The following is a 21,230-nucleotide window of genomic DNA, read 5'->3' as shown; positions in this document are numbered from 1 at the left end:
GCATTTATCTTTTTTATCGGCTGTTCTTTTCTTTTTTTTAGCGGGGGATGCTAGCTTTTGGGATCATTTAACGGTGCGACCGCAGGACCTTCCACCACTTCGCCGTCGATTGAAAATCTCGAACCGTGGCATGGGCAGTCCCATGTCTTTTCTCCGTCATTCCATTCGACCTCGCAGCCCATATGGGTGCATGTCGTATCGACGGTATGGAGCCGCCCGTTTTCATCGCGGTATGCCCCGGCCCGTTTTCCTCCGATTGAAACGACCGATCCCTCTCCTGGGGCAAGCTCATCAGGGGTGCGGAGCGGCTGTTCAAGCTTTCCTTCAACAAGGTGTCGGGCGACGTCTGTATTAAAGGAAATCGCTTTTTTGATGCTCGGATCAGGATGAAAGCGGGAAGGGTCGAAGATTTCCTTATACGGATTGCTTTCGTTTGTAATATGGTCGGTCATGATTTGAGCGGCGAGCGTGCTCGACGTCATGCCCCATTTTCGGAATCCGGTCGCGACAAGGATCCTTTTTTCTTTCGGATAAATCGGTCCGATATAAGGGATTTTATCAAGGGTGATTAAATCCTGCGTCGACCAGCGATAGAGGATGTCTTCGATGCCGAGTACACTTTCTGCGAACGACTTAAGGGCTCTGTAATACTCTATCGTATCTTTTCCCTGGCCGGTTTTATGGCTTTCCCCGCCGACAATCACCATGTTTTCGCCGCCGATCGTGACCGAACGCAGCGACCGGGAAGGCTGGTCAATGCTTAAATACATGCCGCCCGGGTAAGGGTTTTTTGGCTTGACGGCAAGTACGTAAGACCGGCTCGGTTCAAGCCTTGCAAAGTAAAAGCCTTTTTTATCATGAAACGGAAAGTGCGTACAGCACACCACATAATCGCTGATGATCATATGCCCGTTTGTCGTCAGCACCTTCGGATGATCTCCTTCTTTGATTTCCTTGGCGGCCGTGTTTTCGAACAGTTTTCCGCCCGCTTTTTGAACGGCGCCGGCAAGATGTTTCAAGTAATGGAGCGGATGAAACTGCGCCTGATTTTTCATTATGAGGCCGGCTTTAATATCGATCGGGACGGGAAGGTCCTTGATGAACTCCCTTTCAATCCCGAGCTTCTGATAGGCTTCATGCTCTTTTCTGATCTTTTGGACCGATTTTTCTTCCGTTGTATAAATACAGGCGTCCTGTTCTTGAAAATCGCAGGAGATGTTTTGTTCATGAACGAGATTTCTGATGAATGAAAGAGCCTGGAGATTCGCTTCATAATAAGCCCGCGCTTTAGACATTCCGATATGGTTGATCAGTTCATCATAAATCAAGTCATGCTGGGCGGTAATTTTTGCGGTCGTATGCCCCGTCGTTCCGTTCAGAATGCGTCCTGCTTCAATCAAAACGACGCGATATCCTTTTTGCGTCAACATGTATGCCGTCGTAATCCCGGTCATGCCGCCTCCGATGATCGCGACATCCGTCTTCACATCCTCCGTAAGCTCCTGAAATGAAGGAAGGTCAGTGCTGTCTCTCCAATACGATTCAGGCGAGTCAGGCAGTTTTTGCTCATGGTGTGTCACAATGTTCCCTCCAAATGTGTTTTGTTCTTACATTTTCCAATGTAGAAATATTCATGCGCGGGAAACGGCTTGTCATAAAAATTTGATTTATCCATAAAATAGTAAGGTTTAATTGATGTGAAGGAGGAAATCACTTTGAGTAAACAGCCGAAAAAAATACTGCCTCCCCAGCACCAGAACCAGCAGCCCGGATTGGAGTATGTGATGAACCCCCGTCCCGTTTTTGACAGGCCGAAAAAGGCGAAAAAACTGGCCGGGAAAACAGCGATTATTACAGGGGGAGACAGCGGGATCGGCCGGGCGGTGTCCGTTTTGTTTGCGAAGGAGGGGGCAAACGTCGTCATCGTTTATTTGAATGAGCACCGCGATGCGGAAGAAACGAAGGCTTATGTCGAAAAAGAAGGCGTAAGCTGCATGCTGATCGCCGGAGACATCGGGGATGAAGCGTTTTGCAATGAGGCGATCCGCCGGGCGAATGAAGCATTTCCGACGATTGATATCCTTGTCAATAATGCAGCTGAACAGCATCCGCAGAAAGGAATCGAAAAGATCACGAGCCATCAGCTGCTCAGGATGTTTCAAACCAACATTTTTTCGATGTTTTACTTAACAAAAGCAGTTCTGCCCCATATGAAAAAAGGCAGCTCGATTATTAATACGACGTCGATTACGGCGTATGCCGGCAATGAAAGGCTGATCGATTATTCATCGACGAAGGGAGCGATTACGTCGTTTACGCGATCGCTTGCTTTATCGCTCGTTGATCAGGGTATCCGCGTCAACGGCGTGGCGCCGGGACCGATTTGGACGCCGCTGATCCCGTCGACGTTTACCGAAAGGGAAGTCGAGGTGTTCGGCTCGACGACGCCGATGGGGCGTCCGGGACAGCCTGTCGAAGTAGCGCCGAGCTATTTGTTTCTGGCGAGCGACGATTCCTCTTACATGACCGGGCAGGTGCTCCATGTCAACGGGGGAACGATCATAAACGGATAAAAAGGACAGGCGGTATGATATGCTCCCCTAAAGGTAGACAGATGAAATAAAAAAATCTGTTTGCCTTGGGGGAGTTTTTTCATGGCTGGAAAATGGTTTTCAAAAGAAGAAAAATTGAATATTCTATCAGAATGTGATCAGGGCAATAATTCGGTGAAGGAGATCGCAGAAAAATATGGCATTCATGCCGAAACGATTCGTGAATGGAGAACATCGCATGATATGGCGGGTGTGGAGAGTTTGGAACGTTCAAAGCGCCATAAGTTCTATCCCGCAGAATTAAAATACAATGCCGTGAAAGACTTCTTATCCGGACGCTACTCTCAAAGAGAAATCTCGAGAAAATATAAGATTTCCAGTAAATCCGTACTCATGAAGTGGGTTGAGCTTTATAATGGTCATAAAACGTTAAAAGACAGCGGGAGAGGAAGGAATCGTTTGATGACCAAACGGAAGAACGTTTCATTGGAAGAACGGATTGAGATTGCGAAGGATTGTCTAGCTCATGGAAAGGACTACGCCAGATCAATGGAGATTCATCAAGTCTCCTACCAACAGGTGTATCAATGGGTGAAAAAGTATCAAGAAGGCGGAGAAGAGGCCTTAAAAGACAACCGAGGGAAACGCAAAACCGAAGAAGAATTGACACCTGAAGAAAAAATTCAACGGGAAAACAAACGGCTGGAACAGGAAAATGAGCGTTTGCGCGCAGAGAATGCGTTCTTAAAAAAGTTGGAAGAGATCAAAAGGAGGCGGTTCTAAGTCAGGTTCGGTACGAAGATCGATATCTCGCCATTTTAGAGCTGAATCGAAAAGAAGGCTTTTCTGTCCAAATGTTATGTGAGATTGCCGAAGTTTCGCGCCAGGGGTATTACAAATGGAGGAGCCGAGTACCTTCAGCGAGAGAAAAACAGAATGAAAAGATTATCGCCAAAATGGCGCTACTTCACGAACAAATTGGCGGTATCTACGGATACCGCAGAATGACCTTAAACATGAACCGCCGCTTTAAAGAGCGCCTCAATCATAAGCGCATCTATCGGCTGATGAAAATTGCCAAGCTGGAGTGTGTCATTCGGCGGAAGAAAAAACGTTACGGCAAAGCGACGCCTCAACATGTGTCCGAAAATATCCTGAATCGAGAGTTTAAAGCGGACAAACCAAATCAAAAATGGGTGACTGATGTGACAGAGCTAAAATACGGCCATCGGAAAGCGTACCTCAGTGCCATTTTAGATCTTCATGAGGGAATGGTCGTGTCTTATGTGCTGGGGAAATCCAATAATAACGCCCTTGTGTTTAAAACCTTGAACCAAGCGCTTGAGGCAGCCCCAAACGCACGTCCTCTCCTTCACAGCGACAGAGGTTTTCAATACACGTCCCACCAGTTTAGAAGGATGATTGAAAACGCAAATATGACACAGAGTATGTCCCGCGTCGGCCGCTGTATTGATAACGGCCCCATTGAGTCGTTTTGGGGGAAATTAAAATGCGAGAAATACAGACGGAATTCGTACGAGACATTTGAGGCACTTCAAAGCGCAATTGATGAATATATCCACTTTTACAACCACGATCGTCTACAAGAAAAACTAAACGGCCTCAGCCCAGTGGAATACAGGGCTAAAGCCGTCTAGTGTGTTTTAGTTATTTCCACTGTCTACTTGACAGGGTGCAGATCAGTAAGCGCTTGGCCTTTTTGAGTATAAAAAAGCCAATCCTTTCCTGGGGATTGGCTGTTATGCGTGCAATTTCAACGCGGTATATTCTCTTGAAAGCTCAAGGAAAGATTGTTTATCTCCTTTGTCCAATGCCTCATTAATTTTCTCATACAGCAAGTTCAAGCGCCGTTTAAACAACGACTCATCAAGGACCATTTGAATGTAGATGTCCGTGATGGTTACATCAAGTTCTTTTACCTTTTGGTTATTGCGGGACTTCATGAGCTCAGCGTACGACTTTTTCTCTTTCATAAAGATTCCCCCTGATGCCTTTTTTATAGTATATGGATTGCAAATAAAAAAATCAATAAGTATTTAAAATTTTTAGATAATTATTCGAAAAAGCGTCTTTATAAGAAGAAAAGGGTATAGATTAGGACGGAAAACTTGATTTTTTCGGATTAAAACATAAAAATGGCATTTTAAAAACATATTTTCAAATTAATTGAAAAAATCCTGTCGTTTCTAGTAGGATAATGTTAGATTAATAGTATAAATTGACTAATGGTTGGGAGGATCATGATGAGCAATACTGAAGATTTGACAAGAGATTCTTATGAAGTAAACAGTTCGACAATGGCAGTTCTGCCTCTTGATGATGGAAAAACGCCCGCCTCAAAAGTGCTTGAAACCGACAGGACATTTCGGGTCAATATGAGACCTTTTCAAATCATAGAGAGAAGCTGCCGCTATTTCGGTTCAAGCTATGCGGGGAGAAAGGCCGGCACGTACGAAGTCATTAAAGTTTCCCATAAGCCGCCGATCATGGTGGATCATTCAAACAATATTTTTCTTTTTCCCACATTCTCCTCTACAAGGCCTCAATGCGGGTGGCTTTCCCATGCGCATGTTCATGAATTCCGTGCGGCTAAGTATGACAATACATTCGTTACGTTCGTAAACGGTGAATCGCTGGAGCTGCCGGTGTCCAGAGCATCTTTCGAAAATCAGGTTTACCGCACGGCATGGCTGAGAACGAAATTTCTCGACCGGATTGAAGGGAACGCCGCGCCGAAAAAACAGGAATTTATGCTGTATCCGAAGGAGGATCGGAACCAGCTGATCTATGAATTCATCCTCAGGGAGCTGAGAAAGCGCTATTGACCGGGCTCTGCCGCGAATAAATAATGCTCCAAAAGAGCGGAGACCTGGTTGCGGATACGGGGGTTGAAGTAATTGTGCTCTTCCTCGTATCCTTCGTAAATGAAGCAATACATCGTAAACGCTTCGTCCCGGGACACTTCGTGAATTTTGACTTTCCGTCTGCGCAAATCGTTTTTTACATCGTGTAAATCGCGCTGCGCCAGCTTCAGCGCCTGCTCGATCAGGCGCAGATAAGGATCTTTAAGCTTAAACGGGCTCTGCTGAACGATGGCGATATCCCTGTTTAAGATGCTGATGGTCATTGGAAGATAAATAGCCTTTTCAATCGTGTCCCTGACATCGGAGGGAATTCTCGTCATGGCTTTTCTCCTCTTTTCATTTCTGTTTAGGAACGTTTGTTCTGTTTTTATTGTACACGAAAGTCCTTTCTTTTTTCAAGAACGGGAAAAAAAGACTAAAATGCGCCGGTTGTTTCAGACTAATAAAGAATCCGCGGCCGGACGTTTCTTTAAAAACCTCCGGAGCCCGATCATTTAAAGTTTCGGCTTTAACGTGTAGAATAGAAGTAGACAACTGTATGAGGAGAATAAATGTTGGAGCAATTGTTCAGTTATTTTACAGAAGAGAATCTAACACAATTTTTTCAAAGCTATCGGGCTTTTGGTCCGTTTGCCGCCATCTTGCTGCCGTTCATAGAAGCGATTCTTCCGTTTTTGCCCCTCATCGTATTTATCGTCGCAAATGTGAATTCGTTCGGCTTGTGGGAGGGGTTTATTTTGACGTGGATCGGCGCTTCAGCAGGCTCAATTGCGGTCTTTCTGTTTATCCGCCATTTCGGCCAGCAAAAGGCGCTTGGTTTTATACGGAGGCATCAGTCGGTGAAAAAGCTGATGACCTGGCTGGAAAAGCGCGGCTTCGGCCCGTTGTTCCTGCTGCTTTGCTTTCCATTCACGCCTTCGGCAGCGGTAAATGTTGTGGCGGGGCTTTCAAGGATCAGCCCTGTGCCTTTTTCGCTTGCGGTGCTTTGCGGAAAGTTTGTGATGATTTTTATTGTCAGCTTTATCGGCCATGACCTGAAGGCGCTGTTTACGCAGCCTTTGCGAACAGCTGCTGCCATCATCGTCATTATGATTTTATGGTACGCCGGAAAGCGGCTCGAACATCGCTTGAACGTGAAATTCAGCCAGAGAGAGAATGACTAGGGGGACATAAATGTGAAAAAGCGCTTTTTGGTCATCGCCGCGGCACTGTTAATCGTCCTTGGTATTCAGGTGAAAAACGCCGTTTTCATCGAATATAAAGTAGAAGGGGTCAGCATGAATCCGACCTATCAGGAGGGCAACACGCTTCTTATCAACCGCTTTGCCCATCATTTTCAAACGATCCACCGCTTTGACATCCTTCTGTTTAAAGGACCTGAGAAAGATGTGTTCATTAAGCGGGTCATCGGTCTTCCGGGCGAAACGCTTAAATATGTGGATGACCAGCTGTACATTAATAACAAACCGGTGAAAGAGCCTTATTTGGATGATTTAAAGGAGGTTACCGCAGGGGGCGATCTGACCGGGGATTTTACTCTGGAAGAGGTAACGGGAGAGAAAAGGGTTCCCCAGAACCATTATTTTGTCCTTGGAGACAACCGGATTCACAGCTATGACAGCCGCCATTTCGGTTTTGTCTCAGACAAGGAGATTGTCGGCATCGTCGCTGAACGGATTGATAAAAAGTAATGGCCGGAAAAAAACCTTTAAGCCTGACATGATCATGGCTTAAAGGTTTTTTTGTGCGTTACTTTACTTTAATCGCATTCAGCCGTTTCATCAGCTTCGTTTTTGCAGAAGATGCTTTCAGCTGTTTAACCGCGGATTGTGCGGAGGCTTTTGCCTTTTTTGTTTTGCTTTTCTCGGCCGCTTTTACTTTTGCTTCAGCGCTTTTTACTTTTTTGCTGTAAGATGCGGCTGCCTTCTTTTTTGCAGCGTCAAGCTTTTTTTGCAGGCTTGTCTTGTCTTTTCCCGAATCGAGTTCATTGACGGCTTTTTGAGCTTTGGCGATATTTGAGTCATTTGCTGCTTTTTCGGCCGAAGATACAGCCTGTTTTGCTGTTTTGATGAGGCTTGTTCTGACCGCATTGAGCCGTTTTTGCAGCTTCGTTTTCGCAGAACCGCTTGGCAGCTGGCTGACCGCTTTCTCAGCGTCTTTTAGATTTGTTTTATTTTTCTTCTTTTCAGCCTTAGTTACTTTTTCCGCCGCTTTGTCAATCGCTTTTGCCATATACCTCTTTACATTGTCCAGCCGCTTCTGAAGATTCGTTTTTGCGATTCCGCCCGGCAGCTTGTTAATGGCCGATTGTGCTTCGCCAACGCTTTTTTCGGTTTTGTACTTTTCCGCAAGGCTGACTTTGCGTTTTGCATCCGCAAGGTTTCGCTCTGACTGAACATTGTCCAGCCGTTTTTGCAGCTCATTTTTCTCTGATGTATCGGGAAGCTTGCCGACGAGCTTGCGTGCGGCGTCAATATCAGATTGCAGCTTTGTTTTTTCAGCGTTTTCAACGGCTTTTCTTGCCGCTGCAAGCGCTGCTGACTGTGTTTCTTTGTATTGGATGAGACCGTAGCCAAACAGCTGGTCGCGGCCGGCATCTCCTAAATCGTTGACATTTTGCTGCAATTGCTGCCTGAGCCCGGCGCTTGTTTCATTTGGATACAGTTGTTTTAAAAGCGCAAGCATGCCGGTTACGTGCGGCGTGGCTTGAGATGTGCCGCTTCCTGCAGCAAATTGCTGGTGTAAATACGTACTGATGATTGACGTGCCGGGAGCGGAAAATTCAACATCTGCTCCGGTGTTGGAAAAACCGGCAATCCCGTTTTCTTCATCAGTTGCGGAAACAGCGATGACGCTGCTGTAGGCGGCCGGATAATCGACAGGATGTCCGTTTCCGTCGTTTCCGCTTGCCGCAACCAGTAAGATCCCTTTTTGATAGGCTTTATCGACGGCATCATGAAGGATTTGGCTGTCGGTAGACGTGCCAAGGCTCATATTGATGACATTGACGCCATGTTCGATTGACCAGTCGATTCCTTTGAGAATGCTTTCAAGATCGCCCGTTCCGTTTTGATCGAGTGCTTTGATTGCATACAGTTGGACACCCGGAGCAATCCCGTCGATTCCATAGTCATTATGCTTGGCTCCGATAATCCCGGCGACATGCGTTCCGTGGCCGTTATCATCGCTGTATGAGGACGTATAACTGACCGTTGACGTGCCGCCTGAAACGGTAAGCTCATCATGGGCGGAGATTCCGGTGTCGATTACCGCGACTTTCACATTTTTCCCCGTAAGTCCGGCACTCCAGGCTTTTTCAGCCTGAATCGGCTTCAAATTCCATTGTTCAAATGAATCTGAATCTTCACCGGTTTCATCTGATAATACTTTGAATTCGGTGCTGTCGGCTGCCGTAAATGAGACGTTTTTTTCAACGTATAGAATATCGGGATCATCTTTTAAGTCCTGTACTGTCTCTTTGTCAGCCGTAACGGCGACGGCGGGAATATGTTTGTATTGATGATCGACGGATTCGCTTTTCTCCAGCGCCGTTTCTTGTCCGCTTTTGTTTTTGTAAACGACGATGACCCCGCTTCCGTGCTGCTGGCCTTCAGCATGAACGCGGGAGGACATGGCGAAAACTCCTAAAAACAGCATGACAGAAGCAGCGGTTTTCCATAACTTTGTCATAAAGCTCTCCTCCTTTTTCATTTTACGGCGTTCGCTCTATATATCGGTAAAAAGACCTTCGTTTCAAAGAGAAAAGAGGATTGAAAATTCGAAGAATAAAACGGTTGTAAATTTTCAGATATAAAATATGATCAATTTCGCACCAGGATTTACAAAGTTTTTGCAGCGGTGACCCCGTTCATATTATTGGCATGAAGCGGAGAAGGAAGTGAGGTCTGGCCGGCTATGCTGTGCAGCATATGTTTGATTGGTCAGTTGTTTTTAAGATGAATGGGCCGGCAAGAACCATACGTACATCAGGAAAAGGCCTATGTATAATGACTTGATTCAAGCGGCTCAGGCGAAAGCGGCGGGCGGACTGATAGATATACAATTCGGGATCGCGGAATTAAGATTCCAGCAGCGTCTGTCAAACGGCATTGGCTGCAATCATGCTGGATAAATGGGTGCCGACCGTCTGGAGGAAAATGCATTTGTGAAACAAAACACCGGCTAAAAAAGAACTGAGCTGCAGCTCTTCGGGCGGAAACGGGAAAGTTCTGCCTGACCGGGCATCCTGCTATTACACCGATGTTTACGGCCTCGATCGGAAACGTCCCTGCTGTAAAAGGACGTTTTTTTGTGGCAATGAGAAAATAGACCTAGTTCTATAGGTGTAATAAAAGGTAAGATATAGTATGATATAAAAATATAGCATTCAGGAAGAAAGGAGTTCTCCATGAATAAGATTCCCGCGGAGGAAGCAGCCAACATTCTGAACTCATGGTACCGGGCCATCGAGGAAAACGATACAGAACAGTCGGTACGATTATTTAAACAAGCCAAGCCATTAATAAAGGAAATGGAAGAAAGCGAAGCGTTCCTCACCTATTACGCACTTCTAGAAGAAATGCATAACGGCATGCCGGACGACAATAGAGGGGAAGGATATGGCGACTCACACTTGATTTCGTATTATTTTCACCTTTTTTCCGGAGCATACGAAAGCTATAAGAAAAATGATCAGCAGGCGATCGGCTTTTACAAAACGGCCGAAAAAAAACTTGCCCATGTGGACGATCCGATAGAAGCCGCGCGATTTCACGAAAAAATCGGCAAATTGTATTATGACTTAGGAGAAAACTTGATGTCGCTGAGCCACACAAGACAAGCGATGGAGATTTTCCAGGATCATGGCGGTTACGCTATGAATCTTGTCTCGGTCTACATGACGATGGCGGACAATTATACTGAGATGGGAAAATATAAAGAAGCGGAACAATTTTTGGCTGAAGCAGTCAAAACAGCGAGGGCTGCAGGTGACCATGTCAAGGAGGCGCACGCCTTCCATCACTACGGCCTTCTTTATTCGGCCATGGACAAGCCGGAAGAGAGCATTACATATTTGGAAAAAGCCTTGAAAGATAAAGCATACGCCGCATCAGACCACTACTTTCAATCCGTTTATTTATTGATAAAGGAGCTTTTCAAAACCGGCGGGCACGACCGGGCGATCGTTTACTATACGGAAGGGAAAGAAAGGTCACGAGAGGCTTGTAATGACATATTTGACGCGAAAGTCGATGTCCTATACTCCGTCTATCATGAAAAAGCGTTTGACGATTGCAAAAAAAGCCTTGCCGCCTTATTGAAACGAAAGCAATATGACAGCGTGCGGGAACTTTCGCTCATAGCGGCCAATGTCTACAGCAAAAAGGCGCTTTATAAAGAAGCCGCGCATTTTTTCCTTGAAGCGATTCAGACGGAGGAGATGATGAAAAAAGCGGCGGTAATGCAATGAAAAGCTGCTACTTCGGATCAGCGGCAAAAAAGCATTTGGATTTGACCAAATGCTTTTTTATTTAAATCGAAATATTTTTAATATTGAAAACATTCTTTCTGTTTGTTAAGATGTCTTTAGTAAACATTTAGTGAAATTGGATGAAGTCTGCATTGGGGGGTTAAAATGGCAACCATAAAAGATATCGCGATGGAAGCGAAGGTTTCTGCAACGACGGTTTCAAGAGTGCTCAACCACGATCAGTCTTTATCAGTTACACCTGAAACAAGGCAGCGGATCCTGGATATTGCAGAGCGGTTCGGCTATAAAAACAACCGCAGGCGCCGCAATGAACATGAGTATGCAGGAAGCGGGGAAAGCCCGCGGATCGGCATTGTCGTCTGTCAGTCGCAGGAAGAGGAATTGAATGATCCGTACTTTTATTCGATCAGACAGGGAATTGAAAGCGAGTGTTTTGAAAAAGGGGTCTTTATCACGAAATTTATTCAATTAAGCAGCATCCGCTTCAATCAGCCTGTGTCGGACGTCGACGGTTTGATCGTGATCGGGAGAATCAATATTGCCGGTTTGAAGCACAGCATCGGCGATTTAAAAAACATTGTATACATCAACCATAAAGACGGCGAAGAGCAGTACGATTCCGTTGTCGTCGATTTTCAAAAAGCCACGGGACGGGCAATCAATCATCTGATATCGCTCGGCTATTCAAACATCGGATATATCGGAGGCCGGGAGAAAGAGCATTTTCGGGCAAGCGACCGCAAAACGGAAGCGGTTGAAATTGAAGATAAGCGGCTGACAACGTTTATGCAGTTGACCGGTACGGAAAGCTCCGACAATATCTATGTCGGCGAGTATTCGATGCAGGAGGGCTATGAACTGATGAAACAGGCGATTGCGAAAAAGCGAGTGCCTGATGCTTTTTTCATTGCCAGTGATTCAATGGCGATCGGCGCTTTGCGGGCTTTGCGCGAATCGGGATTCAAGGTTCCCGACGATGTGGCGATTGTCAGCTTCAACGGCATTGAAGCGGCCAAATATGCGAATCCTGCTTTAACGACTGTAAAAGTGCCCACAGAGGAAATGGGGCGGACGGGCGTCAAATTGCTGCTCGACCGTATGAGAGGAAGAAACCTTCCGTTGCAAGTCACTGTTCCCTCGGAGCTCATCATTAGAGAAAGCTGCGGGTTTCACAGGCGGCAATGCTGAAATCCTCAGGCCGCAGTTATGAAGGAGGTGATTACTAAATTTCAGTAAACCAAAAATGAAAGCGCTTTTTTGGAATCTGAATCATAAGGAATGAGGTGAAGCTTGATGAAAAAATTAATGTTTTCTTTTATTTTCCTCGTTTTGCTGGCCGGTACGGCAGCAGGCTGCTCGGGAAGAAGCGCAGGACAGCAGAATGGCGGGGTCACGCTGACGCTGTTTTCAACAATGACCAATGACAATGAAAAAAAAGCGCTCAGAAGCGTGGCCGATGATTTTGAAAAAGAAAATGAAGGCATCAAGATCGATATCAACTTTCCCGGCGCAGACTATGAAAATATGCTTCGCGTAAAGATGGCGGCAAACGATATGCCTGATTTATTCGATACTCACGGCTGGGCGAAAATCCGCTACGGAGAATATGCTGCCGATTTGAAGGATATGAATTGGACGAAACATCTTGACCCCGGCCTGAAACCGATTTTGAAAGATGAAACGGGGAAAGTATACGCATATCCGTTCAACCAGGCAAAGGACGGAATCACCTACAACGCCGGCCTCTTAAAGAAATATCATATCAAGCCGCCCGAGACGCTGGACGAACTGATGAAGGCGCTTGTGACGATCAAAGAAAAAAGCAGCGGCAGCGTGATCCCGTTTTGGTTTGCCGGTTCAGACAAGGGTTCACTGGCACAGTTTTATGATCAGCTTGCCACCCCTCTTCTAATCACAGATGAAAAGCACAATGAAAAAGAAGCGCTTGTGAAAGGGACATTTGATTGGTCCGAATATGCGCGTTTGGCCAAGGTCTTTAAAGAAATGCAGGAGAAACAACTCATTAACGAAGATATTTTGACGGCGAAACCCTCCCAGCTTGTCGAATTAATGGCTCAAGGGAAAATCGGCTTTACCCTCTCGACTACCTCGATCGGCCCTGATACGAAAGAAGTCAATCCGGATATACAGCTTGGCATCATTCCGACACCCGCCATTCATAAAGGAGACAAACCGAGCTGGATTGGAGGAGAGCGTCATACAATCGCTGTCTGGAAAGATTCAGAACACTTGAAGGAAGCAAAACGGTTTATCGAATTTGCCGCACAGCCAAAAAATGCGAAAAAGATCGCTGAAGCCACTTCATTTCCTCAAGCATTGACCAACACCAAGGCTGACAACTACTATTCTAAGTTTTACGAACAATATCGGGATATGAAAATCGAGCCCTACTTTGACCGCGTTTATTTGCCGAGCGGGATGTGGGACGTCATGGGGACGACAGGGCAGGAGCTGCTTGCCGGCACACTAACGCCGAAGCAGGTTTCAGAAAAAATAAAAGACGAATACATCAGGCTGAAAGGCCAATAAAAAGAAGGTGAAGAGATGAGCGAATTAGCAAAAGAAAGAAGCCTTGCCGTTCTAAGAAAAAGCAGAAGGCCGTCATGGAAGAAAAGCGCCTCGCTCTGGTGGATGTATCTTCCGGCTCTTTTCCTTGTCTCAGTGTTTATCATCTATCCGTTCGCAAACGGGATCAAAATCACGTTTACGAATTGGAACGGCTTTTCCCAATCGCACGAATGGGTGGGGGTTAGCCAATATAAACGGATGCTCGCCGATCCGGCTACATGGCTTGTTGTCAAAAACACCCTCTTGTACGGGCTGGGCAGTACGATTTTGCAAAATATGGTCGGGCTTCTTTATGCCCTGCTGCTGTTTCAAAGCGTCAAAATGAAAGCTGTAATGAGAACGGTCGTCTACTTGCCGGTAATTATCAGCCCGCTCATTATGGGATATATCTGGTATTTTTTCTTTTCTTATGAAGGCGGCGCATTGAATGATGTGATGAAGCTGTTTGGCGCCGGCCCGGTAAACGTGTTAAGCAGCCCGGAAATCAACCCGTGGATTATCGTTTTCGTTAATTCGTATCAATTCGTGGGCATTGCAATGGTGATCTATTTGGCAGGACTGGGAAGCATTCCGCAAGACTTTTACGAAGCAGCTGAAATCGACGGGGCCAGCGCTTTTCAGCAGTTTTGGAAGATTACGCTTCCGCTTTTGATGCCCTCGGTGACGATCAACATGGTGATCAATATCATCGGCGGATTAAAGCTGTTCGATGTCATTCTGGCGCTGACGGGCGGCGGTCCGGGCAATGCTTCACAATCAATGTCGACGTTTATGTATGATTTGTATTTTAAGAGGCAGGATGCGGGATATGCGGCGACACAGGGCGTCTTCATGGCGGTAATGATCCTTGTGATCAGCTTTTCGGCTCTCATCTATTTTAAACGCAAGGAGGTGGAAGCGTAGATGAAACGTATGCAAAAAAAGAAACGCATCCTATTGACAGGGCTGGCTTTATCTATTGCAGTCCTGCACCTTGTTCCGTTCTACATTTTGCTTACGACGGCGCTGAAACAAAAGGGGGATTTCAGCTCGAAGTGGAAGCTCCCCGAAGAATTCAGTATCGCCAATTTTACGGAAGCGTGGGATAAAGCCGGTTTAACAAACTCATTTATCAATACTGCGATCATTACGTTCGTTTCCGCTCTGCTGCTCATTTTCATCGGCTCACTGGCCGCATATCCGCTTGCCCGGCGCCGGACAAAGCTGAATCAGGCCGTCTATTTTTTGTTTATCGCCATCATGATCATCCCGCCGCTATCGTCGATGGTTCCTTTATACAAAATGGTGGTGGAGCTCGGGATGATGAATACGCATGCGGTAGCGATTCTGAACAATACAGCGGCTTATATGCCTCTCGCGATTTTTTTATATGCCGGTTTTATCCGTTCGACCATTCCGAAAGAACTGGAGGAAGCTGCCAGGATGGACGGGGCGGGTACGATGGGGATTTTCTTTAACATCGTTTTCCCGTTGCTGAAACCGGTAACAGCGACTGTTTGCATTATTGCCTGCGTCTTCATTTGGAATGACTATCAATTTTCGATCTTTTTCCTGCAGGATAAAGAAGTGCAGACCCTCACCGTTGCGATTGCCGGCTTTTTCGGCCAAAACGCGAACAACCTGCATCTGGTGGCTGCCGCCTCGCTGATGGCGATGCTGCCGATGACGATTTTGTTTTTATTCCTGCAAAAGTACTTTATCAAAGGATTGTCATCAGGAGCACTTAAAGGATGAATCACAAATTGATCAACAGGGGGAAAATGAATGTCTAAAATAGCTTTTATCGGAGCGGGAAGCACGATCTTTGCGAAAAACGTATTGGGAGACTGCCTGATGGTTCCTGCCCTCGACGGGTTTGAATTTGCTTTGTACGACATCGATCCACGGCGCTTGAAAGAGTCAAAGGATATGCTTGAACATTTAAGGAACCGCTACAATGAAACGATTTCGATTCGCGCCTACGATGATCGGAAGGAAGCGCTGGCCGGGGCGAAATATATCATCAATGCGATTCAGGTCGGCGGCTATAAACCGAGCACCGTCATCGATTTTGAGATTCCGAAAAAATACGGGCTGAAACAGACGATTGCAGATACGGTCGGAATCGGCGGGGTTTTCAGGGCGCTCAGGACGATCCCCGTTTTATTGGAGATGGCGAAGGATATCGAAAGCGTCGCTCCAGACGCGTGGTTTTTGAATTATACAAATCCTATGGCTTCCCTGACCGGCGCGATGCTTCGCTATACAGATGTGAAAACGGTCGGCCTGTGCCACAGCGTTCAAGTATGTACAAAAGATCTGTTTGAGTCGCTCGGCATGGAGCATGACGGAATCGAAGAAAAAATCGCCGGCATCAATCACATGGCATGGCTGCTCGAAGTCAAAAAAGACGGCGAGGACTTATATCCGGAGATCAAAAAAAGAGCGAAGGAAAAGCAGAAAACAAAGCACGGCGATATGGTCAGATTTGAGCTGATGGATAAATTCGGCTACTATGTGACAGAATCATCCGAACATAATGCCGAATACCATCCTTATTTTATCAAAAGCAAATATCCGGATCTCATTGAAGCGCTCAACATCCCGATTGACGAGTATTTGAGGAGATGCCAAGAACAGATCAAACGCTGGGAAGAGATGCGCGGCGAGATCGTCGGCAATCAGAATTTGACGCACGAGCGGTCGAAGGAGTACAGTTCAAGAATAATCGAAGCGATGGAAACGAATCGTCCGTTCACATTCGGCGGGAACGTATTGAATAAAGGGCTGATTACAAACCTTCCGGAAAAGGCAGTCGTCGAAGTGACCTGTGTGGCGGAGAAAAACCGGATTACCCCGTGCATCGCAGGCGAGCTGCCTGAGCAGCTTGCGGCTTTAAACCGCACAAATATTAACACACAGCTCTTGACGATAGAAGCTGCAATGACGAAAAAGAAAGAGCACATCTATCAGGCTGCATTGCTCGATCCTCACACGGCGTCGGAACTGTCGATCGATGATATCGTCAATATGTGTGACGAGCTGATCGAGGCTCATGGCGACTGGCTGCCGGCGTTTCGATAGGCATAAAAAAACCGGAACGAAAGGGTTATCCCTCAGTTCCGGCTTTTTTTATATGCGGGTGCGCCGTTTTTTCCGATCTGTGATGCAGCAGCCGAAAGAAAGGCGGCATCATGGCAATGACGAGCACGACCCTTAACACTTGCACAGCGACAACAAATGTCGAATCGGCATGAAGGGTAACGGATGTTGTCGCCATTTCTGCAATTCCTCCTGGTGAAAAAGCCAATATGGCCGTCGTCAACGAAATGCCGGCCACATGGGCAGTCACGACGGCGCTCGCGATCATTGCGATGATCAGGCCGACGGAGCCGAGGAAGGCGACGGTAAGCGTTTTGCTTACGCCGATGAACATTTCCTTATGAATTTTCGAGCCGATCGTTGCGCCGAGGCAGATTTGCGACAGAACCGAAAACCCGTGGGGCCACCATGCGGTCAGGCTGTAGCCGGCCAGGGAGCTCCCGGCGATTTGAACGGCGGCGACGCCTATCATGCTTCCGAGCAGCCATGGCGCGGGAAATTTTAACCGTTTCGCCGCTTTACAGGCAAAAAAAGCGGCGAGTGTAAAGACGGCTGTCCACATCACGTATTCTGCTCCGAATTCGGATGTACCGGCGGCAAGCATCTGGTGTGTGACAGCATGCGAATCCGGATATTTAGAATGAATGAAAAAGACGAAAAAAGGAATCGTCATGACAACCAAAAGCACCCGGATCGTCTGCACAAGGCTGACGATAGCCGTGTTGGCTCCCACTTCCTGTGCAATGCCGGGCATGGCGGAAAGTCCGCCGGGCGCAGTCCCTACAAAACTCGTCATCATATCCGCATTGCTGAACCGCCATAATACAAATCCGGAGAGCATTGCGAAAATGACGGAAAGGATCAGCATCACCCCGACAAAGAGCCAGTTTTCTTTGAAAATTAAAATCACGGACATATTCATTTTCTGGCCGAGCTCAATGCCCAATAACATTTGCCCGAAACTGAGCCACCCTTTATGAATGCCGTGTTGGCTGACCGCTTCTTTCAGCGGAGCCGGCCGAAACAATGACAGACAGGCGGCAGCCGTCATTGTGCCGACCATCCACCCGATCGTCATCCCCGTTAATGAGAGCAGAAACCCCCCGAGGCTGCTGATGAATATCATTATGATATCCCGAAGGAAATCATTTTTTATTCTCAATGAAAACCCTTCTTCCTATATACTACGATAGCCTTTTTGTTCACTTGGTAAAGTATTTATCTATTTATAACTATAATATAATTTTAACGATTGGTAAAATACGAATTTATTTAAAAGATTAATAAGAAAAACTGATCAAAGGAAAAAGAATCGTTCAGGAACATATCAGGAAGAATGTGTGAATACAATAGATTAGATTCGATCACAAACTAGAGGTGAATTCATTGAAACACGCCCAGGAATCATTCACCAGAGTTAAATCGTACCGTCCTTTCCACAGCGCTTTTGATCCGTGCCCCCCAATCGGCAAAAGATATTACCGGACCCCGCCGAATTTGTATTTAGGCTTTCAGCCCCGCGGTCTTCCGCAGTTTTCTCCGATGGAGGCGCTGCAAAAAGGGACGCTTTGGCCCGTGTTTTACGACCCTTATGAAAATCCTTATGAGATAGGAGGTAAGGGAGGATGACACACACTTTGCCGCAAGACTATTATCAAAGGCTTCATGAGATTCAGGCGGTTGATTTTTTCATTGTCGAGCTCATGCTGTACCTTGATACACATCCGGATGATATGGATGCAATTAAACAATACAATCAGTATGCGGCATATTCCAAAAAGCTGAAAGCAAAGTTCGTATCAAAATACGGCCCTCTCACGCAGGGGGACCCCGATCATACGACATCGTACTGGAGCTGGAAACAAAGTCCTTGGCCATGGCAAGTTTAAAGAAGGAAGGGAGTCAGGTTCATGTGGCTGTATGAGAAAAAACTGCAGTACCCCGTGAAAGTGAGGGAATGCAATCCGCGGCTGGCCAAATATTTAATCGAACAGTACGGCGGAGCGGACGGCGAATTGGCGGCTGCGCTCCGCTATTTGAATCAGCGCTACAGCATTCCTGATAAGGTTGTCGGCCTTCTGACAGACATCGGCACAGAAGAATTCGCCCATTTGGAAATGATTGCGACGATGGTATACAAATTAACGAAAGACGCGACGCCTGAGCAGCTGAGGGACGCGGGCCTCGGCGATCATTACGCAGATCATGACAAAGCCCTGTTTTATCATAATGCGGCAGGTGTTCCGTTCACAGCTACATATATTCAGGCAAAAGGCGACCCGATTGCAGATTTATATGAAGACATTGCGGCTGAAGAAAAAGCGAGAGCGACCTACCAATGGCTGATTGACATGTCGGATGATCCTGATTTAAATGACGGGCTGGCTTTTTTAAGAGAGCGGGAAATCGTTCATTCCCAGCGGTTCCGCGAAGCCGTCGAAATCTTAAAGGAAGAGCGCGACCGAAAAAAAGTGTTTTAGCTCATGCATTAAAGCCGAAAATACCATGTAAGGCTTTTGTTCATGGTATTTTCGGCTTTTTTCAATTCAACTATTTCACCGCGTGCAACGCCTCTTTTGCCCAATCTCTCAAAATGTACTTTTGCACTTTGCCGGAGGCGGTCAGCGGATATTCATCGAGATGAAATACATATTCAGGAATCTTATAATAGGAAAGCTGGCCTTTGCAAAATGCCCTGACATCTTCAAGCGTCAGCTTTTTGCCAGGTTTGCATTTAATGAAAGCGGCTGTTTTTTCCCCGTATTTCTCATCCGGAACGCCGACGATCTGTACATCGACAATATCTTCGTGCTCGTAAAGGAATTCTTCAATTTCCCTCGGGTAAATGTTTTCCCCGCCGCGGACGATCATATCTTTCAGACGTCCTGTAATTCTGACGTAACCGTCCTCATCCATTTCCGCGAGATCGCCTGTATGGAGCCAGCCGTCTTTATCGATGGCCTTTTTCGTGGCTTCCTCCATTTTGTAATATCCCTTCATGACGAGATATCCTCTTGTACACAGTTCACCCTGCTCATCGGGGCCGAGCGTTTCGCCCGTTTCAGGGTCGACGATTTTGATTTCTACATGGGGGTGCACTTTGCCGACTGTTTCGACGCGGCGCTCAATCGTATCAGTAATCGTCGTCTGAGTAATGACGGGAGAAGACTCTGTCTGTCCGTATGCGATTGTGATATCCGTCAGATTCATCTGTTTCATGACTTTTTTCATGACTTCTTTCGGACACGGAGACCCTGCCATGATCCCGGTCCGCAATGAAGTAAGGTCATAGTCGGAAAAATTAGGGTGCGAAAGCTCGGCGATAAACATTGTCGGCACGCCTTGCAGACCTGTGCACCTTTCTTTTTCGACCGTTTGCAGCACCGTTTCCGGCTTGAACTCGATGATCGGCAGCATAGCCGCGCCGACCGACACACAGGCAAGCGTACTTAACACACAGCCGAAGCAATGGAAAAGCGGGACCGGGATGCATAATCTATCCTCGCTCCCCAGCCCCATCCTGGCAGCGACGATCGCGGCATTGTTGACGATATTATTGTGCGTCAGCATCACGCCTTTCGGAAATCCGGTCGTTCCAGACGTATACTGCATATTAATGACGTCTTCGTGTGATAAAGACCACTCTCTTTCAAAAAGGGCGTCATCAGAGATCAGGCTGCCTTTTTTGGTAACGTCTGCAAATGAGATCATCTTTTCCGGTGCGTCCCCGCGTCCAAGATAGACGAGGCGTTCGAGCTTTGGCAGGTTTTTCGGATCTTTCGTAATCGATTGAATCATATCAATGTAGGAAGTGCCTTTATAGCCGTCCATCAAAAAGAGGGTGGTCGAATCCGAATGTTCCAGCAAATATTCAAGCTCTCTTGCCTGATAGCTCGTGTTGACGGTGACGAGCACGGCGCCGATTCTCGCGGTTGCAAACTGCAGGAGAATCCATTCCGGAATATTCGATGCCCAGATGGCGACATGCTCTCCTTTTTGGATGCCGAGCGCCATCAAACCTTTTGCAATTTTCCCCGTTTCTTCATAGAGCTCCTGATACGAATATCGCAAATCCAACTCGGAATAGACGACTGCTTCATGATGCGGAAACCGGTCTGCGGCTGACTTCAGCAGGCTTCCGATCGTTTGTTTTTTTAATGTATCCATAATGCCTCCTCATGTTCAAGAAGAATAATGATTTTATTATAGCACTTTGTTCTAGTACCAGGTACTATAAAGGCTGATTTTCTCCTTTTATTCAGATGCTCAATCGCGAAGCATTGGGCGATCCCTTCCGGAGCGACAACCGCACCTGCAGACAGGAAGAGAACGGCGCCTCCGAAGCCGATGGAGACCAATACGCCCAAATAAGGCCCGATTGCCCGGGAAATATCCCAATGCAGCCCGTAAAATGCAAAATACCTGCTGAGCATTTGATGAGGTGCGATCCTTGAGACGAACGTTTGAATGTGATTGAGCAGCAGGCTTTCCCCGGCGGTAAAAAGGATGATCATCAAACAGCCAGAAGGAAGAAAAAGCAAAGCCTACGACGAAATCGCATAGAAGCCGTAAGAAAACATAAAAATCGCTTTCATATCCAGCTTTTTCGTCCATTTCACGAGCGGGAATTGC

The 21,230-nt window shown here is 46.7% G+C and carries 22 protein-coding genes; 15 read left to right on the top strand and 7 right to left on the bottom strand.

Features of this window, described 5'->3' with window-relative positions:
• Nucleotides 1-50: 50 nt before the first annotated feature.
• Complete coding sequence (locus MHB78_RS17940; protein WP_046128883.1) at nucleotides 51-1,580, bottom strand: FAD-dependent oxidoreductase; 1,530 nt, start codon at nucleotides 1,578-1,580, stop codon at nucleotides 51-53.
• A 135-nt stretch (nucleotides 1,581-1,715) separates the two neighbouring features.
• On the opposite strand from MHB78_RS17940, the gene MHB78_RS17935 reads away from it, so the two are divergent.
• Entirely contained in the window at nucleotides 1,716-2,573 is an 858-nt protein-coding gene (locus MHB78_RS17935; RefSeq protein WP_046128882.1) for an SDR family oxidoreductase, read from the top strand.
• An 81-nt stretch (nucleotides 2,574-2,654) separates the two neighbouring features.
• A protein-coding gene (locus tag MHB78_RS17930) for an IS3 family transposase (RefSeq protein ID WP_231947364.1) occupies nucleotides 2,655-4,210 on the top strand; the annotation gives its coding sequence in 2 pieces (ribosomal slippage) (nucleotides 2,655-3,312 and nucleotides 3,312-4,210; 1,557 coding nt in all).
• 102 nt (nucleotides 4,211-4,312) lie between these two features.
• Here the strand turns inward: MHB78_RS17930 and MHB78_RS17925 are convergent.
• Nucleotides 4,313-4,546, bottom strand: a complete 234-nt coding sequence (locus MHB78_RS17925) for an IDEAL domain-containing protein (protein WP_046131314.1) — start codon at nucleotides 4,544-4,546, stop codon at nucleotides 4,313-4,315.
• 270 nt (nucleotides 4,547-4,816) lie between these two features.
• Here MHB78_RS17925 and MHB78_RS17920 point away from each other — a divergent pair, with 270 nt between their 5' ends.
• Nucleotides 4,817-5,398 carry a competence protein ComK gene (locus tag MHB78_RS17920; RefSeq protein ID WP_046131313.1) on the top strand — a complete coding sequence of 194 codons (582 nt, stop codon included), beginning with the start codon at nucleotides 4,817-4,819 and terminating at the stop codon, nucleotides 5,396-5,398.
• Here the strand turns inward: MHB78_RS17920 and MHB78_RS17915 are convergent.
• Nucleotides 5,392-5,757 carry a hypothetical protein gene (locus MHB78_RS17915; protein WP_046131312.1) on the bottom strand — a complete coding sequence of 122 codons (366 nt, stop codon included), beginning with the start codon at nucleotides 5,755-5,757 and terminating at the stop codon, nucleotides 5,392-5,394. The genes MHB78_RS17920 and MHB78_RS17915 overlap by 7 nt on opposite strands.
• Nucleotides 5,758-5,988: 231 nt before the next feature.
• On the opposite strand from MHB78_RS17915, the gene MHB78_RS17910 reads away from it, so the two are divergent.
• Both MHB78_RS17910 and lepB read left to right on the top strand, forming a co-directional pair.
• The gene (locus MHB78_RS17910; protein ID WP_046131310.1) at nucleotides 5,989-6,600 is read left to right on the top strand and encodes a TVP38/TMEM64 family protein; all 612 of its coding nucleotides are present in this window, start codon (nucleotides 5,989-5,991) and stop codon (nucleotides 6,598-6,600) included.
• 12 nt (nucleotides 6,601-6,612) lie between these two features.
• Complete coding sequence (lepB, locus tag MHB78_RS17905; RefSeq protein ID WP_046131309.1) at nucleotides 6,613-7,128, top strand: signal peptidase I; 516 nt, start codon at nucleotides 6,613-6,615, stop codon at nucleotides 7,126-7,128.
• Between the two features lie 58 nt (nucleotides 7,129-7,186).
• Here lepB and MHB78_RS17900 read toward each other — a convergent pair whose 3' ends face one another.
• Entirely contained in the window at nucleotides 7,187-9,070 is a 1,884-nt protein-coding gene (locus tag MHB78_RS17900; protein WP_065894726.1) for a S8 family peptidase, read from the bottom strand.
• Nucleotides 9,071-9,437: 367 nt separating this feature from the next.
• Between MHB78_RS17900 and MHB78_RS17895 the strand changes: the two genes are divergently transcribed.
• The 7 genes from MHB78_RS17895 to MHB78_RS17865 all read left to right on the top strand — a co-directional run bounded on the left by MHB78_RS17895 (nucleotide 9,438) and on the right by MHB78_RS17865 (nucleotide 16,580).
• On the top strand, nucleotides 9,438-9,569 hold the full coding sequence (locus MHB78_RS17895) for a hypothetical protein (protein ID WP_269082044.1): 132 nt from the start codon (nucleotides 9,438-9,440) through the stop codon (nucleotides 9,567-9,569).
• Between the two features lie 276 nt (nucleotides 9,570-9,845).
• Nucleotides 9,846-10,907, top strand: a complete 1,062-nt coding sequence (locus tag MHB78_RS17890; protein ID WP_046131307.1) for a tetratricopeptide repeat protein — start codon at nucleotides 9,846-9,848, stop codon at nucleotides 10,905-10,907.
• A gap of 165 nt (nucleotides 10,908-11,072) precedes the next feature.
• Nucleotides 11,073-12,116: a LacI family DNA-binding transcriptional regulator gene (locus MHB78_RS17885; RefSeq protein WP_046131306.1), complete on the top strand. Its 1,044-nt coding sequence runs from the start codon at nucleotides 11,073-11,075 to the stop codon at nucleotides 12,114-12,116.
• A 105-nt stretch (nucleotides 12,117-12,221) separates the two neighbouring features.
• Nucleotides 12,222-13,478, top strand: a complete 1,257-nt coding sequence (locus tag MHB78_RS17880; RefSeq protein WP_046131305.1) for an ABC transporter substrate-binding protein — start codon at nucleotides 12,222-12,224, stop codon at nucleotides 13,476-13,478.
• 15 nt (nucleotides 13,479-13,493) lie between these two features.
• Nucleotides 13,494-14,420, top strand: a complete 927-nt coding sequence (locus tag MHB78_RS17875) for a sugar ABC transporter permease (protein ID WP_046131304.1) — start codon at nucleotides 13,494-13,496, stop codon at nucleotides 14,418-14,420.
• A complete protein-coding gene (locus MHB78_RS17870; RefSeq protein WP_046131303.1) occupies nucleotides 14,421-15,251 on the top strand; it encodes a carbohydrate ABC transporter permease in 831 nt (276 codons plus the stop codon).
• A gap of 30 nt (nucleotides 15,252-15,281) precedes the next feature.
• Complete coding sequence (locus MHB78_RS17865) at nucleotides 15,282-16,580, top strand: alpha-glucosidase/alpha-galactosidase (RefSeq protein ID WP_046131302.1); 1,299 nt, start codon at nucleotides 15,282-15,284, stop codon at nucleotides 16,578-16,580.
• 25 nt (nucleotides 16,581-16,605) lie between these two features.
• Here the strand turns inward: MHB78_RS17865 and MHB78_RS17860 are convergent, their stop codons facing one another.
• Nucleotides 16,606-17,760, bottom strand: coding sequence for an AbrB family transcriptional regulator (locus tag MHB78_RS17860; protein ID WP_046131301.1), 1,155 nt, complete (start codon nucleotides 17,758-17,760; stop codon nucleotides 16,606-16,608).
• 224 nt (nucleotides 17,761-17,984) lie between these two features.
• Between MHB78_RS17860 and MHB78_RS17855 the strand changes: the two genes are divergently transcribed.
• From MHB78_RS17855 to cotJC, 3 genes are read left to right on the top strand one after another with little or no spacing between them, the layout of a single operon-like run.
• Nucleotides 17,985-18,227, top strand: a complete 243-nt coding sequence (locus MHB78_RS17855) for a spore coat associated protein CotJA (RefSeq protein WP_046131300.1) — start codon at nucleotides 17,985-17,987, stop codon at nucleotides 18,225-18,227.
• Complete coding sequence (locus MHB78_RS17850; protein WP_340033077.1) at nucleotides 18,224-18,487, top strand: spore coat protein CotJB; 264 nt, start codon at nucleotides 18,224-18,226, stop codon at nucleotides 18,485-18,487. The genes MHB78_RS17855 and MHB78_RS17850 overlap by 4 nt, the downstream gene beginning before the upstream one ends.
• 21 nt (nucleotides 18,488-18,508) lie before the next feature.
• The gene (cotJC, locus tag MHB78_RS17845; RefSeq protein WP_046131298.1) at nucleotides 18,509-19,078 is read left to right on the top strand and encodes a spore coat protein CotJC; all 570 of its coding nucleotides are present in this window, start codon (nucleotides 18,509-18,511) and stop codon (nucleotides 19,076-19,078) included.
• A 70-nt stretch (nucleotides 19,079-19,148) separates the two neighbouring features.
• On the opposite strand, the gene MHB78_RS17840 is transcribed toward cotJC, so the two are convergent.
• Together MHB78_RS17840 and MHB78_RS17835 are read right to left on the bottom strand one after the other, a co-directional pair.
• Nucleotides 19,149-20,765 (bottom strand): AMP-binding protein, encoded by a 1,617-nt coding sequence (locus tag MHB78_RS17840; RefSeq protein ID WP_046131297.1) that lies wholly within the window; start codon nucleotides 20,763-20,765, stop codon nucleotides 19,149-19,151.
• Nucleotides 20,753-21,112, bottom strand: coding sequence for a hypothetical protein (locus MHB78_RS17835; RefSeq protein WP_231592706.1), 360 nt, complete (start codon nucleotides 21,110-21,112; stop codon nucleotides 20,753-20,755). Before MHB78_RS17835 ends, MHB78_RS17840 begins: the two co-directional genes overlap by 13 nt.
• Nucleotides 21,113-21,230: the final 118 nt, after the last annotated feature.

It is taken from the genome of Bacillus sp. FSL K6-0138 (assembly GCF_037982765.1).
GTDB lineage: Bacteria > Bacillota > Bacilli > Bacillales > Bacillaceae > Bacillus > Bacillus glycinifermentans.
The sequence above is the reverse complement of the archived record's forward strand: the minus strand, read 5'-3'. Positions and strand labels throughout refer to the sequence as shown.